Genomic DNA, 14755 nt, shown 5'->3' on the forward strand with positions numbered 1-14755 from the left:
TTATCGTTTCGGAAGCAGTTTCTGCAGCGCTGGCCAGACGTTGTCGGCCAGCAGGGGTTGGGCGGTTTCGTTGGGGTGGATGCGGTCGCTCTGAAACAGCGTGAGCGCATCGGGCCGATCGGCCACGCCGGCCAACAGGAACGGCACCAAGGCGGTGTTTTCCTCTTTCGCCACCGTTTTGAACAAATCGCGAAACTGTTGGGTGTACCGGGCGCCGTAGTTGGGTGGCATTTCCATGCCCACGAGCATCACGTCGGCTCCGGCTTCCTGACTGGCGCGGGCCATGGTGGCGAGGTTGGCCTGGGTCGTGGACAGCGGCATGCCGCGCAAGGCGTCGTTGCCGCCCAGCTCGATGATGACCACGCTGGGCTTGTACTGGCGCAGCAAAGCTGGCAGGCGGGAGCGGCCGCCCGCAGTGGTGTCGCCACTGATGCCGGCATTGACCATGCGCTCCGGGCGTTTGGCGGCGAGCAATCTTTCTTGCAGCAGCGAGACCCAGCCGGTTCCCCGCTTCACGCCATATTCAGCGCTCAGCGAATCGCCGACAACCAGAATGGTGGGGTTTTTCGCCTGCGCCAAGGCGGTGATGGGCGATGCCAATGACCCCAGAGCGAAGCCGATGGGGAGCAGGGCGTTAAAGTGACGTCGTTTCAACTTGCGAAGCCTTTACTGGCCAAAGCCATGTCAGATGTGATGATTGAGGTGCAACACGTGTTCAAGTCGGTGACCGACTCCACGGGGACGTTGACCATTTTGCGCGATATCGATTTCTCCTTGGCAGCAGGGGAGACTGCGGCCATCGTGGGTGCCTCGGGTTCGGGCAAAAGCACCTTGTTGTCCATCATTGCAGGTCTGGACACCCCCAGCCAGGGAACGGTGCTGATCGGTGGTGTGGATTTGTACACGCGCACCGAGGATGAGCGGGCCGCTTTGCGGGCTGAAAAGGTGGGGTTTGTGTTTCAGAGCTTTCAGCTGCTGGCCAACCTGTCTGCTCTGGAAAATGTGATGCTGCCGCTGGAGCTCTCCGGGCGCAAGGACGCTCGAGCCGTTGCAACCCAGATGCTGCAACGGGTCGGACTGGGCGAACGCCTGAACAGCTACCCCAAGGTGCTTTCAGGGGGCGAGCAACAGCGCGTGGCGCTGGCGCGGGCCTTTGTGGTGCGCCCCGCCGTGTTGCTGGCCGATGAGCCCACGGGCAGTCTGGATTTCGCCACCGGGGCCAAGGTGATGGAGCTGATGTTTGAGCTCAACCGGGAATTGGGCACCACGTTGGTGCTGGTGACCCACGACCTGGCGATTGCGCAGCGCTGTGAGCGGCGCTTGACCATTGAGGCGGGCGAGTTGGACGGCGACGAGCGGGAAGATCAAGTGGCCGCAACCGAGGCCTGATCACGGGGGATAATCCCCCCATGTCATCCCATAAAGTGCTTTTCGGCTTCCACGCCGTCGGCGTGCGCCTCAAAACGGCGCCGCAATCCGTTGTAGAGATTTACTACGAGCCCACCCGCCGTGATGCGCGTATGCGCCAGTTCCTGGATCGGGCCAGAGAGGCCAACGTGCGCCTCATCGAAGCCGATGGCATGCGCCTGGCGAAACTGGCCGGCAGCCACGGTCACCAAGGGGTGGCCGCTCGGGTGCAGGCTTTGGAGCAAATCCACTCGCTGGATGAACTGCTTGAAGGTTTGGAGGCCCAGGGCATAGCGCCCTTGTTGCTCGTGCTCGACGGCATCACCGATCCGCACAACCTCGGCGCCTGCCTGCGCGTGGCCGATGGTGCCGGGGCCCACGCTGTGATCGCGCCCAAGGACCACGCTGCGGGCATCAATGCCACCGTGGCCAAGGTGGCCAGTGGTGCGGCCGAAACGATGCCGTACTTCATGGTGACCAACCTGGCGCGCACCCTGAACGAGCTCAAGGAGCGCAACATCTGGATCGTGGGCACCAGTGACGACGCGCCCAAAACGCTTTACCAGGCCGAGTTCAAGGGACCCACGGCGCTCGTGTTGGGCGCTGAAGGCGAGGGCATGCGCCAACTCACACGCAAGACTTGTGACGAATTGGTCAGCATTCCCATGGCCGGCGCGGTGGAAAGCCTGAACGTGTCGGTGGCCAGCGGCGTGTGCCTTTATGAGGCGCTTCGCCAGCGGGGACTCTGATGGAAATGGGGCGCGATACGGTTCGCGTCTGGATCAACGAGGCGCGCCATGTGGCTGTGCTGACGGGTGCAGGCGTCAGCGCCGAGTCGGGCGTACCCACGTTTCGCGATGCGCAAACCGGATTGTGGGCCCAGTTTGATCCCCAGGAACTGGCCACCGAGGCCGCTTACCGCGCCCACCCCGAGCGGGTCTGGGATTGGTACGCACACCGCCGTGCCATGCTCACGAAGGCCGAGCCCAATGCCGGTCATCTGGCGCTGGCTGCTTTTGCCCGACGCCATCCGGGCCGCTTGAGCCTGATCACGCAAAACGTGGACGGACTTCACCAGCGCGCTGGCCAACCCGACACGATGGCCTTGCACGGTGCGTTGGGGGCAGACCGTTGGCTGGATGCTCCTCGGGCCTGCTGTGAGGCCCAGGCGCCCCAGGACGGTCGCCCACCGGCGTGCGCGACCTGCGGCAATCTGCGCCGTCCGGCGGTGGTGTGGTTTGGCGAAAACTTGCCAGCCGATGCTTTGGGTGCGGCCGAAAGCGCGGTCGCAGACTGTGATCTCATGCTGGTTGTGGGGACGTCCGGGCAGGTGTATCCGGCCGCAGGGTTGGCATTGGCCGCCCAGCAGCAAGGCGCTCGCCTGGTGATGATCAACCCCGAGCCCACCGAGCTCGACAGCATTGCCGATGCTTGTCTTCGCGAGCCTTCGGCCCGCTGCCTGCCCTATTTACTGAAGGAGTTTTTATGAACGCATCTGTTCGACGTGTGTCCCTGATGGTCGGGGTGATTGCTTTGCTCGCACTGGCGGCCTGTACCCAAGAGCAGCAGAACCAGATCAGCCGAGGCATCCAGAACTGGACAGGCACAAACGGGGTGCTGGAGGTGTACGCGGGGGACAAGCTGGTGCGCCGATTCATCAAGGTGGACAAGATCAGTACCGCGCTGGGGACCGATGATGGACAAGCACGGGCGTACCGCTACGGTTACGGCGTGCTGGACGAAAACCTCAACATGGTCGTCGATGCGGGTGAAAAGAAGGTGTATTTCGAAATCAGCGACTACACCAACACCGTGTTTTTTGAAAGCCCTCGCTGAGGCCCTGCCGGCGTTTCGGCCCCGCTTGGCGGCCTTGAGACCCCCTGGCGCATTTGTCCCACATAAAGGGGACGCAATGTAATACGTTTGCCTTGTGTAGCAACATAATGCAAGTTGGTACCGTGATTGCCTCAAAGGAGCCCCCAATGAATCTGATTCAGCGCGTTCAAGACATCTTGCTCAAACCCAAGGTCACTTGGCCTGTCATTGCGGGTGAGCCATCGGATGTCAAGGCGATTTACACCAATTACCTCGTGTACCTCGCCGCGATACCGGCCATTGCCACGTTCATCGGCATGAGTGTTATTGGCATGAGCTTCTTCGGTACCACGATCCGGGTACCGTTCTTGTCGGGGCTCATGAACATGGTCGTGGGCTATGTGATGTCACTGGTGATGGTGTATGTGCTGGCACTCATTGCCAATGCGCTGGCCCCCACTTTTAAAGGCGAAAAAGACTTGCCCAGTGCGTTCAAGCTGGTGGCTTACGGCGCAACAGCTGGCATGGTGGGGGGCATTTTCAGTTTGTTCCCTGTGCTGTCCATGCTGGGATTGCTGACCGCTTTGTATTCGGTCTACCTGATTTACACCGGCATTCCCGTCTTGATGAAAGCACCTGAAGACAAGGCAGTGGGCTACACCGCGGTGCTCGTGGTCTGCGGGGTTGTCGCCGGGCTCATCCTCGGTGCGGTCAGCGCCATGTTCTCCAGCACCGGGCACAGCAGCATGATGGGCCGCGCCGGTGGCGACGACGCCAACATCTCGATCAAGGTGCCGGGCACCGAGATTTCCATTAACACGGCCAAGCTCGAAGAGGCCGGCAAAAAGATGGAAGAAGCCAGCAAGCAGATGGAGGCCGCGCAGGCCAGTGGCGACCAGGATGCTGCCAGCAAGGCCATGGGGGCCATGCTGGGCGCGGCGATGGGCAACGATGGCGCCAAGCCTTTTGCGCCTGAGAAGCTGCAGTCTTTCGTGCCCGAAAACCTGGCTGGAATGCCTCGCACATCGATCGAAGCGCGCACCGACACCGCCATGGGCCTGAGTTTTTCCAGTGTGGAGGCCCTGTATTCGAAAGACAGCCAGTCCATCAACATCAAAATGCAGGACATCGGCGCCGCGAAGATGCTGGCCCTGGCCATGGCGGCCTGGGCTTCTTCCACCGTGAACCGCGAAACCACGGACGAGGTGGAGCGCATCTACAAGAAAGATGGCATCGCTTACAAAGAGGAATACCGCAAAGACGGCAGCCACGCCAGCCTCAGCATTATGCTGCCCAACGGCGTGTTGGTGGATGCCACCAGCCAGGGCGCCGACATGGACACGGTGCGTGCCGCTTTGGCTTCGATGGACATGGCCGCGATTGGAGCCCTGACGCGCGAGAAGTGAGACCACTGGCAGGGCTGAGGCGGATGTTCCCGTTTCAGACCCAGCCCAAAGCCCCCAGCAACGCGCCCACACCAATCAGCCACAGCAGGTGAATGCGGGTGCGCCACACCAGCAGGGTGGCCACGCCAGCGAGCAGCCAAAGGGGCCAGTCTTCCTGTGCTTGGTCGTGTGCGGCCATGAGCAGCCAGCCTGTGGCCATGAGCAAGGCGATCACAATGGGCGCCAAGCCGGCCTTGAAGGCGCGAACCGAGCGGAAATGCCGGTTGGCATGGGCCCAGCGCGTGGCGTTGTAGCTCACGATGGAAGAGGGCAGCATGATGGCCACCATGGTGACCACCATGCCCACCAGGGCCAGCGCCCAGGCCATGCCGCCCACGCCGGGCCCGCCTCCCGCGTTCAGGCCCACGTTCCACCCCAGCAGTGCAACGAACAGCACATTGGGCCCGGGCGCGGCCTGCGACAGCGCAATGGAAGATGTGAACTGCGCTTCGCTGAGCCAGCCTTGTTCGGTGACCAGGTAGCGGTGCATATCGGGCGCTGTGGTGATCGCGCCCCCCACGGCCAGCAGGGACAGTGAGGCGAAGTGGTTGAAGAGGTCGATCCAGTTGGAGACCAGGGGCGCCATGCTCATACAAACGCTTTCATGCAAACGCTCATGCCGAGGCCCTCCTGGCTCGACGCTCCTGGCGCAGGAACAGGCGGTAGGTCCACAAGCATGCGGCCCCGCCGATGCCCAGCAAAACCCAGACGAGTGGCCAGCGCAGAATGGCAATGGCCACAAACGTCAACAAGGCCAGCGCCATGCAAAGCCCCATGCCCATGGGGTTCTTGTCCAGTGTGGCAATGAGCTTCATGCCGGTAGCGGTGATGAGCCCGGCTGCCACCGCGCCCATGCCGCGCAGTGCGCCTTGGGCCGTGGGCGTATCGGCCACACTGCCATAGAGCACCGCCAGCAGCAACACGATCACCAAAGGTGCCAGCAGCATGCCCATCAAGGCCGCCATGGCGCCCCCCAAACCATGGTGGCGGCCGCCGATCATCATGGCCAGATTGACAACGTTGGGGCCCGGGAGGATCTGGGCCACGGCCCAGTCTTCAATAAATTCGTCGCGGGTGAGCCAGCGCTTTTTCTCCACCAGTTCGCGTTGCACCACCGCGAGCACACCGCCAAAACCCTGCAGCGCCAGCCAGTTGAACGATAGAAAGAGTTCGGTCTTGGAGCTGGGTTTCTGCGGGGGCAGAGGTTCAGGCAACAGTGCAACAGGGGGTGTGGTCGGCATGGGCCAATTATCCGCCCTTGCCCGATGTCAAGCGCCCGGCGGGGCCATCAGTGCTTTGACCTGCTCGGAGGTCAGTGGCTTGGTCACATAGCCTTGGATGACAGGCAAGGTCAGGGCCCGTTCCTTGTCGGCGGGCGAACCCGAAGAGGTGAGCATCACCACCATCACGGTGGGCTTTTTTTCGATCAAGGGAGCGGCGTTCTCGGCCACCTCAAAGCCGTCCATCATGGGCATGTTGATGTCCAGAAAAACGCAGGTCGGCACGGCGTCCAGGTCGTGGGTGAACCATTTCAGCGCATCGATGCCATTCTCAAAGATCAGCACTTCGCCTGTGAATCCCGCACGGCGAATCATGATTTCGTGGAAAACATTGTCTGCTTCGTTGTCGTCGATCAGGATAAATCGCTCAAAGGGACTCATGGTCATTCCTTTTTTCGGTGCCTCGGGGAGCGGTTGGCAGTGTCAGTGTGAAGCAGCTGCCCCCGCCGGATTCGGACGTGACGGCGATCTGGCCGCCGTGCAATTCGGCCACACGCCGAACAATCGACAGCCCCAGACCCGTGCCCTTGTATTTTTTGCGCGTGTGCAGGCGTTGAAACATATCGAAGATCCGATGGGTCTGATCGTGGGCCATGCCGATGCCGTTGTCATGAACGGAAATCACCACCCGTTCAGATTCAATCGCGGCCTCGATCCTGACCTCGGGCTCAATGCCGTCGGCTGTGAACTTCAAGCCGTTGGACACCAGGTTTTGCAGGGCGATTCGCAGCAGCGATGGCTCACCATAGACCACCGGCAGGGGCCCGAACTCGATGCGTCCACGGGAGCTGGCAAGTGTGGCAGCCAGATCATCGCGAATCTCTGAGGCCAGGCGGGCCAGGTCGACCCGCTGTTTCTCCACGGCGTGGTGTTCGAGTTGCAAAAAACCCAGCAGATCGTCGAGCAGGGTCTTCATGCGCTCGCCGCCAGCGGCCACAAAGGCGAGATAGCGCTTGCCGCTTTCGGACAAGCCTGGTTCGCTGTCGCCGGAAAGCAATGACGTGAAGTTGTTGATGGTGTTGATGGGCTCGCGCAGGTCGTGTGAAACGATATGGATGAAACGCGCTTGCTCCAGCGTTTTGTGCTCCAGCATCGCCACGGTGTCGCGCAACTGGTCTTCTCTTTGCTGCAGCGCGTGGATGCTGTGGGCGCGCACCACGACGCCCGTGATATTGCCGCTTTCGTCCCGGGCCGGCAGATAGGTGATTTCCACATGGCGTGGGCCGACGCCCAGAAAATCAACCGTGGCTTCGAAGTCCACCTGCTGTCCTGCAAGCGCCCGGTCAAAATGGGGCTTGACCTTTGTCTGGAACAGGTCATCGCCCACGAGCTCGGCCACACTTTTGCCCACGATGTCTTTTGGATCTCGCGCCCAGTATTGCAGGTAGGATTTGTTGACGTAGCGGTAGATGTAGTTCGCATCCACGAAGGACATCAGGTCCAGACCGGAGGCGGTCATCGCCGTGAGGTATTCGTTGCGGCTATTCACCTCGGCCGACTGGGCGAGGCGCTCGTCTCTGCTCCGCTTCTCATGCGCGACCAAAGTCACGACGAGGTTGGCGAGTGAACGCAGAGACTGCAGTTGCGATGGGTCGAGTTGCCGGGATTGTCGGTCGACAACGCAGACAGCACCCAGCGCGAATCCATCGTCTGTGACGATGGGTGCCCCGGCATAGAAACGGACTGAGGGGTCTTCGCTCACAAACGGGTTGTCGTGGAAGCGCGGATCCAGGGTGGCGTCTTCGACGACCATGACCTCGTCTGGATGCAGGATGGCGTGGGAGCAGAAGGCCACTTCGCGTGGCGTCTGGTCTATGTCCATGCCCACGCTTGATTTGAACCACTGGCGGTCTCTGTCAATAAAGGAGATCAGGGCAATGGGTGTTCCGCAGATCGCCGAGGCGAGTGCGGTGATGTCATCAAAGGCCCTTTGCGGCAACGTGTCCAGAATGCCCAGGCTGTTCAGCTTGGCCAAGCGCCGTTCTTCGTTCTCGGGTAAATCGGCAATGCGCATGGCCGTTCATTGTAGAGAGTCGAGTGGGCGAATAAAGCGCAAACAGCCTTGCGTTGTGCGGGCGTTCCGCCAAGGTAGTTCAAAGGAATTAATCCCAGTGTGCAAGCTGCACCCTGGGTATGCCTGGCGCCCCAATTATTCGGGCCACCGACTCGGTTGCCTCAGACCGACATGCCGCCCGACACTTCGATCACCGCGCCGTTGATGTAGCTGGCCTCGTCGCTGGCGAGGAAGGCGTAGACATTGGCGATTTCCTCGGCTTTGCCGAGGCGGCGCAGCGGTACGCGCTGCTCCATCTCCTGGATCACTTTCTCTGGAATGGTTGAGAGAATCGGGGTTGAAATGAAGCCGGGCGCCACCGCATTGACACGCACGCCCTTGGGACCGAGCTCCCGGCTCCAGGTCTTGGTGAAACCGATCACGCCAAATTTGCTGGCGGCGTAATTGGTTTGTCCGAAGTTGCCGTAGATGCCGACCACCGAGCTGGCGTTGAGAATCACGCCGCTGCCTTGCGCGGTCATGGTATCGGCCACGGCCTGGGCGCAATGGAACACGCCGCGCAGGTTGACATCGATCACGCGGTCGAATTGCTCCAGCGTCATTTTTTGCAACCGAGCGTCTTGTGTGATGCCAGCGTTGTTGACCAGGGTGTCGATGCGGCCAAAGCGTTCTTTGACCTGGGCCACAACGGCGTCGACCATGTCGCGTTGGGTCACGTCCATCACAAAGCCGACGGCTGTGGCGCCCAGTGCCTCGCATTGCTTCACAGCGTCGTCCACGGCGGCTTGCTTGACATCGCAAATGATGACCGTGGCGCCTTCGGCGGCGAACTTCAGCGCGGTGGCCAGGCCGATACCTTGTGCGGCGCCGGTGATGATTGAAATTTTTCCGTCAAGACGTTTCATGGTGTTGGGTAGAAAGAAGGTTACAAAGGAGGCTGACAGCGCGGCTACGAGAGTGCGCTCGCGACAAGGGACATTTTGCGGCAACCACCCTTTGCGACGCTGACGACCTCGAGCCCGACGTGACAGCATCTGCCTATCGCCGCCACAAACCACAGGAAGCACCATGAAGCTCACCGCCGCCGTTGTCCAGACCGCATCCGTTTTGTTCGACACGCCGGCGACGGTGTTGCGCGCGCTTGACCTCATGTCCGAAGCGGCGAAGCAGGGCGCCCAAGTGGTGGTGTTTCCCGAGGCGTTCATCGGGGGCTACCCCAAGGGTGCTGATTTCCACATCTACATCGGTGCACGAACACCCCAGGGCCGCGCCGAATACCTGCATTATTTCAAGGCCGCTGTTTCGATGGACGGCCCTGAGATCGCACAGCTGGCCAAGGCTGCGGGTGAGCACAAGCTCTACGTGTGCATGGGCATCATCGAGCGCGATGGGGGCACGCTGTATTGCACGGCGGTTTACCTGGGGCCCGATGGGGCGGTGCTGGGCAAGCACCGCAAGCTCATGCCGACTGCGTTGGAACGCCTGGTCTGGGGTTTTGGGGACGGTTCCACGCTGCGGGCGGTGGACACCCCGTTTGGCAAGCTGGGCGCGGTGATCTGCTGGGAGAACTACATGCCAGCTTTGCGCATGGCCATGTACCAGCAGCGTGTCACGCTGTACTGCGCACCAACAGCCGACGACCGCGACAGCTGGGCCAGCACCATGCAGCACATCGCGCTGGAAGGCCGGTGCTTTGTGCTGTCATCGTGTCAGCACTTGCGGCGATCGCAGTTCCCCGGCGATGCGATGAACAACCGATTGCCCGAAGCACCCGACACGGTGCTGATGCGGGGAGGCAGCATGATCATCGACCCGCTGGGCAAGGTGTTGGCCGCACCGGTCTACAACGCCGACGCGCTGCTCACCGCCGAACTTGATCTCGATACCGTGGCCCAGGCCCAGATGGATTTTGACCCGGTGGGCCACTACGCGCGGCCCGACGTATTTTCACTGCGTGTGAACACCGCGTCGCAGCAGGCGGTGCGGCTGGAGGGCAGCTGACGTTGACGTTCAGTACACCGGCTGGTGTTGGCGCAGCGTGACCCTTACCGCGTCGGTGAGTGCGAAGCCCTTGCCGAACTGGGTGGCCAGCACGGCACAGCGCTGTTCGAAGGCATCCACACCCATGCTGTAGATGAATTGCAGGGCGCCGCCAGTCCAGGCAGGGAAACCGATGCCGAAAATGGAGCCGATGTTGCCGTCGTGCACGCTGGTGAGCACGCCTTCGCTGAGGCAGCGCGCGGTTTCCACCGCCTGGCGGTAGAGGAGGCGGTCCTTCACTTCCTGCAGGTTCCATTTCACGTCGGCTTTCTCGTACAGCTTCTTCAGCTCCGGCCACAAGACTTTTTTCTGACCCTGGGGGTAGTCGTAGAAGCCGCCACCCGCCGCGCGACCGCTGCGCCCGTTCTGTTTCACCATCTGTTCCACCAGCGTCTCGCCCGGCGTGGCCGTGTACTGCCCGCCTTCCTGTTGCACGTCGAGGCGGGTCTGCTCCAGCACATGCACCGACAGTGACAGAGCGGTTTCGTCCAGCACCGCCAGCGGCCCCACGGGCATACCGGCCTGCATGGCCGCGTTTTCGATCACCGGTGCGGGAATGCCTTCGCCCAGCATCGCCGCGCCTTCCATCACGAAGGTGCCAAAGGTTCGGCTGGTGTAGAACCCGCGTGAATCGTTCACCACGATGGGCAGCTTGCCCAGGGCCTGCACATAGTCGTAGGCGCGGGCCACCGTTTGATCATCGGTGCCTTTGCCACGGATGATCTCCACCAGCTTCATTTTGTCGACCGGGCTGAAGAAATGGATGCCGATGAACTTGTGTGGCTTCGCACTCGCTTGAGCCAGCCCGGAGATGGGCAGTGTGGATGTGTTGCTGGCGAAGAAGCCGTCTTCGGCCAACATGGGTTCGGCTTCTTTCGTCACCAGGGCTTTGAGCTCGCGTTGCTCGAACACGGCTTCGATGATGAGATCGCAACCCTTGAGGTCGATCGCACTGGCGGTGGGCGTGATCAGGTCAAGCAAGCCTTGCTGCTTCTCGGTGCTCATCTGGCCCTTGGCCACGCGTTTCTGGGTGAGTTGGGCCGTGTAGGCCTTGCCTTTATCCGCTGCTTCGGTTGACACATCTTTCAGCACCGTGGTGATGCCGCGGCTGGCTTGGGCGTAGGCAATGCCGGCGCCCATCATGCCGGCGCCAAGAATGCCGACCTTTTTCGGCTGGTAGCGCGGGGCGTCTCCAGGGCGGCTCTGGCCGCTTTTGATGGCGTTCATGTTGAAGAAAAAGGTGTTGACCATGTTCTTGGCCACCGGGCCCACCGCGATGCGCGCCAGATAGCGCGACTCGATGCGCAGCGCGGTGTCGAAGTCCACCTGTGCGCCTTCCACCATGGCGGCCAGCGCGGCTTCGGGCGCAGGGTAAAGACCCCGCGTGGTCTTCTTCAGCATGGCGGGCGCCACGGTCAGTGCGGCGGCGACCTTGGGGTTGCTGGGCGTGCCGCCCGGCATCTTGTAGGCCTTGTCGTCCCACGGCTGGATCGAGACAGGGTGCGTTTTGATCCAGGCCAATGCCTGGGCTCGGAGCTCGGAGGCATCGGCCACCAGCTCGTGCACCAGGCCCAGCTCCATCGCCTGTTTCGGGTTGAAGAGCTTGCTTTCCAGGATGTAGGGCTGAGCGGCCATGAGACCCAGCAGGCGCGTCATTTTGGTGATGCCGCTGGCGCCGGGGATCAGGCCCAGCGTGATCTCGGGCAGGCCGAGCAGGATTTTGGGGTTGTCCACGGCGATGCGGTGATGCCCGATCAAAGCCACTTCCCATCCACCCCCGAGGGCCGAGCCGTTGATACAGGTCACCACGGGCACACCCAGGGTCTCCAGCGTGCGGAAGCACCGCTTCATCTGTTCAACCCCGTTGAACACTGCCACCGCATCGGTGGCCTTGTTGCGCATCAGGCCCTTGAGGTCGGCTCCCGCAAAAAAGGTTGTCTTTTTTGCCGAGGCGAGCACGATGCCTTTGACCTGCTCCTTGTCCTTCAACACCTGAGCCGTGACTTCGGTCAGGTCTGCCTGCCATTGGGCGCACATGGTGTTGACCGCAGAGTCCGGCTCATCGAAGGTGAGCGTGGCAACGCCATCGGCGAGTTCGTAGCGAATGGTTTTCATGCAGTTGATTTCCGTGGGATCCGTTGGCCCTGAGCCTGTCGAAGGGCTGGCGTGGTGTTTCGCAGGTGGGCTTTGACAGGTTCAGCCCGAACGGGGGTGGTGTGTGGTGGTCGCGTCAGGCGCGCTCAACAATCGTTGCGATACCCATGCCACCGCCCACGCAGAGCGTTGCCAGGCCATAGCGTTTTCCGGTGCGGTGCAGCTCGTCGATCAGGGTGCCCAGAATCATGGCGCCGGTCGCACCCAGCGGGTGGCCCATGGCAATGGCGCCGCCGTTCACGTTGACCTTGCTGTGTGGCACACCCATTTCCTGCATGAACTTCATGGGCACGGTGGCAAAAGCCTCGTTCACTTCAAACAAGTCGATCTGGTCGATGGTGAGCCCGGCCTTGGCCAGTGCCTTGCGCGCGGCCGGCATCGGGCCGGTGAGCATGATGGTCGGGTCGTCGCCCGAGAGCGCCACCGCCACAATGCGCGCCCGCGCTTTCAGTCCATGCGCCTTGCCCGCTGCCTCAGAGCCGATCAGCACAGCGGCTGCGCCGTCCACGATGCCGGAGGAATTGCCGGCGTGGTGCACATGGTGGATGCGCTCGACCTGCGGGTAGCGCTGGAGCGCCACAGCATCGAAACCCATGGCGCCCAGCTGCTCGAACGCGGGCTTGAGCCCGCCCAGGCCTTCCATGGTGGTGTTGGGCTTGATGAACTCGTCCTCAGCCAGGATGATCTGGCCCAGAATGTCTTTCACCGGCACGATGGAGCCAGAAAAGCGCCCCTCAGCGCGGGCCAACCCGGCGCGGCGTTGCGACTCCAGGGCGAAGGCATCCACATCGGTGCGGCTGAAACCGGCCATGGTGGCGATCAGATCGGCGCCCACGCCTTGCGGCACAAAGAGCGTTTCGCTGTTGGTTTCCGGGTCTTGCGCCCAGGCGCCGCCGTCCGAGCCAATCGGCACCCGGCTCATGCTCTCCACACCGCCCGCCACCACCAGGTCTTCCCAGCCGCTCTTGACCTTCATGGCGGCCATGTTCACGGCCTCCAGGCCCGAGGCGCAGAAACGGTTGAGTTGTACACCCGAGCAGCGCCAGTCCCAGCCTGCCTTGAGTGCGGCCACCTTGGGCAGCACCGAGCCCTGTTCGCCGACCGGTGAGACCACGCCCATCACGATGTCGTCCACTGCAGCGGTGTCGAAATCGCTGCGGCGCTGCAGGTCGCGCAACACGCCTGCCAGCAAGTTGACTGGCTTGACTTCGTGCAGGCTGCCGTCCTTCTTGCCTTTGCCACGGGGGGTGCGGATGGCGTCGTAAACGAATGCTTCGGACATGGGCTGTCTCCTGTAGAGCCGGCGAGTCAAAGGCCGGCTAGGCGAATGGATCCGATCAGTATAGACTTTTGCCAAGCAATCGCTTTGTATAAATAGGCCGACACCCATCAAACCAGTCAAGAAAGTGACAGCGCCATGATTGAAAGAACCCTTTTCACCCCCGATCACGAAGCCTTTCGCGACAGTTTTCGCCGCTTCATGGAAAAGGAAATCGCGCCATTCCATGACGCTTGGGAGGAGCAGGGCTATGTGGACCGCGAGGTCTGGCGCAAAGCCGGGCAAAACGGATTTCTGTGCATGACCATGCCCGAGGCTTACGGCGGCTCCGACGCCGACAAGCTGTATTCCGTGGTGCAGATGGAAGAGCTGGCCGCAGGGGGCTTCAGCGGCATAGGCTATGGATTGCACAATGAAATCGTGGCGCCGTACATCCTGCGCTACGGCACCGAGGCGCAGAAAGCCAAATACCTGCCCTTGCTTGCAAGCGGTGCGATGGTGGGCGCCATTGCCATGAGCGAGCCGGCCGCTGGCAGCGATCTGCAGGGCGTGAAAAGCACCGCCATCAAGCAAGCCGACGGCAGCTACCTGCTCAATGGCAGCAAAACCTTCATCACCAACGGATGGCACGCCGATCTGGTGATTGTGGTCGCCAAGACCAACCCGGCAGCGGGAGGCAAAGGCACCAGCCTGTTTCTGGTTGAGCACGGCACACCGGGATTCGAGAAAGGCAAGCGGTTGAAGAAGTTGGGGTTGAAGGCGCAAGACACCAGCGAGCTGTTCTTTGACAACGTGAAGTTGCCGGCCGAACAGCTGCTGGGCGGACCCGAGCAAGAGAACCGGGGCTTCATCTGCCTCATGGAACAGCTGCCCTGGGAACGCCTGCAAATTGCGATCGGTGCCGTGGCGGCCGCGCAGGCCGCGATCGGCTGGACCGTGGACTACGTCAAGGAACGCAAGGTGTTTGGTACAACCGTGGGCGCCATGCAGAACACCCGGTACAAACTTGCCGAGATGCAGACCGAGGTGCAGGTGGCGCGCATTTTTGTAGACAAATGCTGCGAGCTCATCGCTCACGACAAGCTCGACACGGCCACCGCCAGCATGGCCAAGTACTGGTGCAGCGACTTGCAGTGCAAGGTGATGGACGAATGCGTTCAGCTCTTCGGCGGCTATGGCTACATGTGGGAATACCCGATCACCCGTGCTTATGCCGATGCGCGCGTGCAGCGCATTTACGGTGGCACCAACGAGATCATGAAAGAAGTGATCTCCAGGGGCATGGGGCTGGGCGGGCGTTGAACGGCTGCGGGTCGCAGCC

The 14755-nt window shown here is 61.7% G+C and carries 15 protein-coding genes; 7 read left to right on the plus strand and 8 right to left on the minus strand.

Annotated elements, in window-relative coordinates; all coding sequences use genetic code 11:
• Entirely contained in the window at positions 1-609 is a 609-nt protein-coding gene (locus E5678_RS04045; RefSeq protein WP_247596996.1) for an arylesterase, read from the minus strand.
• Positions 610-681: 72 nt separating this feature from the next.
• On the opposite strand from E5678_RS04045, the gene E5678_RS04050 reads away from it, so the two are divergent.
• The 5 genes from E5678_RS04050 to E5678_RS04070 all read left to right on the plus strand — a co-directional run bounded on the left by E5678_RS04050 (position 682) and on the right by E5678_RS04070 (position 4628).
• Positions 682-1389, plus strand: a complete 708-nt coding sequence (locus E5678_RS04050; RefSeq protein ID WP_136177333.1) for an ABC transporter ATP-binding protein — start codon at positions 682-684, stop codon at positions 1387-1389.
• Between the two features lie 20 nt (positions 1390-1409).
• A complete protein-coding gene (rlmB, locus tag E5678_RS04055) occupies positions 1410-2156 on the plus strand; it encodes a 23S rRNA (guanosine(2251)-2'-O)-methyltransferase RlmB (protein WP_136177334.1) in 747 nt (248 codons plus the stop codon).
• Positions 2156-2896 (plus strand): NAD-dependent protein deacylase, encoded by a 741-nt coding sequence (locus tag E5678_RS04060; RefSeq protein WP_136177335.1) that lies wholly within the window; start codon positions 2156-2158, stop codon positions 2894-2896. Before rlmB ends, E5678_RS04060 begins: the two co-directional genes overlap by 1 nt.
• Complete coding sequence (locus E5678_RS04065; RefSeq protein WP_136177336.1) at positions 2893-3243, plus strand: hypothetical protein; 351 nt, start codon at positions 2893-2895, stop codon at positions 3241-3243. Before E5678_RS04060 ends, E5678_RS04065 begins: the two co-directional genes overlap by 4 nt.
• Before the next feature lie 146 nt (positions 3244-3389).
• Positions 3390-4628: a Yip1 family protein gene (locus tag E5678_RS04070; RefSeq protein WP_136177337.1), complete on the plus strand. Its 1239-nt coding sequence runs from the start codon at positions 3390-3392 to the stop codon at positions 4626-4628.
• A gap of 34 nt (positions 4629-4662) precedes the next feature.
• On the opposite strand, the gene E5678_RS04075 is transcribed toward E5678_RS04070, so the two are convergent.
• The 5 genes from E5678_RS04075 to fabG all read right to left on the minus strand — a co-directional run bounded on the left by E5678_RS04075 (position 4663) and on the right by fabG (position 8866).
• Positions 4663-5259 (minus strand): chromate transporter, encoded by a 597-nt coding sequence (locus E5678_RS04075; RefSeq protein WP_136177338.1) that lies wholly within the window; start codon positions 5257-5259, stop codon positions 4663-4665.
• Positions 5260-5281: 22 nt separating this feature from the next.
• Entirely contained in the window at positions 5282-5908 is a 627-nt protein-coding gene (locus tag E5678_RS04080; RefSeq protein WP_136177339.1) for a chromate transporter, read from the minus strand.
• 27 nt (positions 5909-5935) lie between these two features.
• A complete protein-coding gene (locus E5678_RS04085) occupies positions 5936-6328 on the minus strand; it encodes a response regulator (protein ID WP_168708483.1) in 393 nt (130 codons plus the stop codon).
• Positions 6315-7961 (minus strand): ATP-binding protein, encoded by a 1647-nt coding sequence (locus tag E5678_RS04090; protein WP_136177341.1) that lies wholly within the window; start codon positions 7959-7961, stop codon positions 6315-6317. The genes E5678_RS04085 and E5678_RS04090 overlap by 14 nt, the downstream gene beginning before the upstream one ends.
• A 161-nt stretch (positions 7962-8122) precedes the next feature.
• Entirely contained in the window at positions 8123-8866 is a 744-nt protein-coding gene (gene fabG, locus E5678_RS04095; RefSeq protein ID WP_136177342.1) for a 3-oxoacyl-ACP reductase FabG, read from the minus strand.
• A 163-nt stretch (positions 8867-9029) separates the two neighbouring features.
• Between fabG and E5678_RS04100 the strand changes: the two genes are divergently transcribed.
• Positions 9030-9962: a carbon-nitrogen hydrolase family protein gene (locus E5678_RS04100; protein WP_136177343.1), complete on the plus strand. Its 933-nt coding sequence runs from the start codon at positions 9030-9032 to the stop codon at positions 9960-9962.
• Between the two features lie 9 nt (positions 9963-9971).
• Here the strand turns inward: E5678_RS04100 and E5678_RS04105 are convergent, their stop codons facing one another.
• Both E5678_RS04105 and E5678_RS04110 read right to left on the minus strand, forming a co-directional pair.
• Complete coding sequence (locus E5678_RS04105; RefSeq protein ID WP_136177344.1) at positions 9972-12116, minus strand: 3-hydroxyacyl-CoA dehydrogenase NAD-binding domain-containing protein; 2145 nt, start codon at positions 12114-12116, stop codon at positions 9972-9974.
• A gap of 115 nt (positions 12117-12231) precedes the next feature.
• Positions 12232-13437 (minus strand): acetyl-CoA C-acetyltransferase, encoded by a 1206-nt coding sequence (locus E5678_RS04110; RefSeq protein WP_136177345.1) that lies wholly within the window; start codon positions 13435-13437, stop codon positions 12232-12234.
• A gap of 135 nt (positions 13438-13572) precedes the next feature.
• Here E5678_RS04110 and E5678_RS04115 point away from each other — a divergent pair, with 135 nt between their 5' ends.
• Entirely contained in the window at positions 13573-14736 is a 1164-nt protein-coding gene (locus tag E5678_RS04115; protein ID WP_136177346.1) for an acyl-CoA dehydrogenase family protein, read from the plus strand.
• Positions 14737-14755 lie beyond the last annotated feature (19 nt).

It is taken from the genome of Hydrogenophaga sp. PAMC20947 (assembly GCF_004795855.1).
Lineage (GTDB): Bacteria > Pseudomonadota > Gammaproteobacteria > Burkholderiales > Burkholderiaceae_C > Hydrogenophaga.

What these genes read in the sequence shown, in the direction of transcription:
- E5678_RS04100 (WP_136177343.1), top strand. Translation starts at nt 9,030, where the DNA reads ATGAAGCTCACCGCCGCCGTTGTCCAGACCGCATCCGTTTTGTTCGAC.
- E5678_RS04090 (WP_136177341.1), bottom strand. Translation starts at nt 7,961, where the DNA reads ATGCGCATTGCCGATTTACCCGAGAACGAAGAACGGCGCTTGGCCAAG.
- E5678_RS04075 (WP_136177338.1), bottom strand. Translation starts at nt 5,259, where the DNA reads ATGAGCATGGCGCCCCTGGTCTCCAACTGGATCGACCTCTTCAACCAC.
- E5678_RS04060 (WP_136177335.1), top strand. Translation starts at nt 2,156, where the DNA reads ATGGAAATGGGGCGCGATACGGTTCGCGTCTGGATCAACGAGGCGCGC.
- E5678_RS04105 (WP_136177344.1), bottom strand. Translation starts at nt 12,116, where the DNA reads ATGAAAACCATTCGCTACGAACTCGCCGATGGCGTTGCCACGCTCACC.
- E5678_RS04070 (WP_136177337.1), top strand. Translation starts at nt 3,390, where the DNA reads ATGAATCTGATTCAGCGCGTTCAAGACATCTTGCTCAAACCCAAGGTC.
- E5678_RS04115 (WP_136177346.1), top strand. Translation starts at nt 13,573, where the DNA reads ATGATTGAAAGAACCCTTTTCACCCCCGATCACGAAGCCTTTCGCGAC.
- fabG (WP_136177342.1), bottom strand. Translation starts at nt 8,866, where the DNA reads ATGAAACGTCTTGACGGAAAAATTTCAATCATCACCGGCGCCGCACAA.
- E5678_RS04050 (WP_136177333.1), top strand. Translation starts at nt 682, where the DNA reads ATGTCAGATGTGATGATTGAGGTGCAACACGTGTTCAAGTCGGTGACC.
- E5678_RS04080 (WP_136177339.1), bottom strand. Translation starts at nt 5,908, where the DNA reads ATGCCGACCACACCCCCTGTTGCACTGTTGCCTGAACCTCTGCCCCCG.
- E5678_RS04085 (WP_168708483.1), bottom strand. Translation starts at nt 6,328, where the DNA reads ATGAGTCCCTTTGAGCGATTTATCCTGATCGACGACAACGAAGCAGAC.
- rlmB (WP_136177334.1), top strand. Translation starts at nt 1,410, where the DNA reads ATGTCATCCCATAAAGTGCTTTTCGGCTTCCACGCCGTCGGCGTGCGC.
- E5678_RS04065 (WP_136177336.1), top strand. Translation starts at nt 2,893, where the DNA reads ATGAACGCATCTGTTCGACGTGTGTCCCTGATGGTCGGGGTGATTGCT.
- E5678_RS04110 (WP_136177345.1), bottom strand. Translation starts at nt 13,437, where the DNA reads ATGTCCGAAGCATTCGTTTACGACGCCATCCGCACCCCCCGTGGCAAA.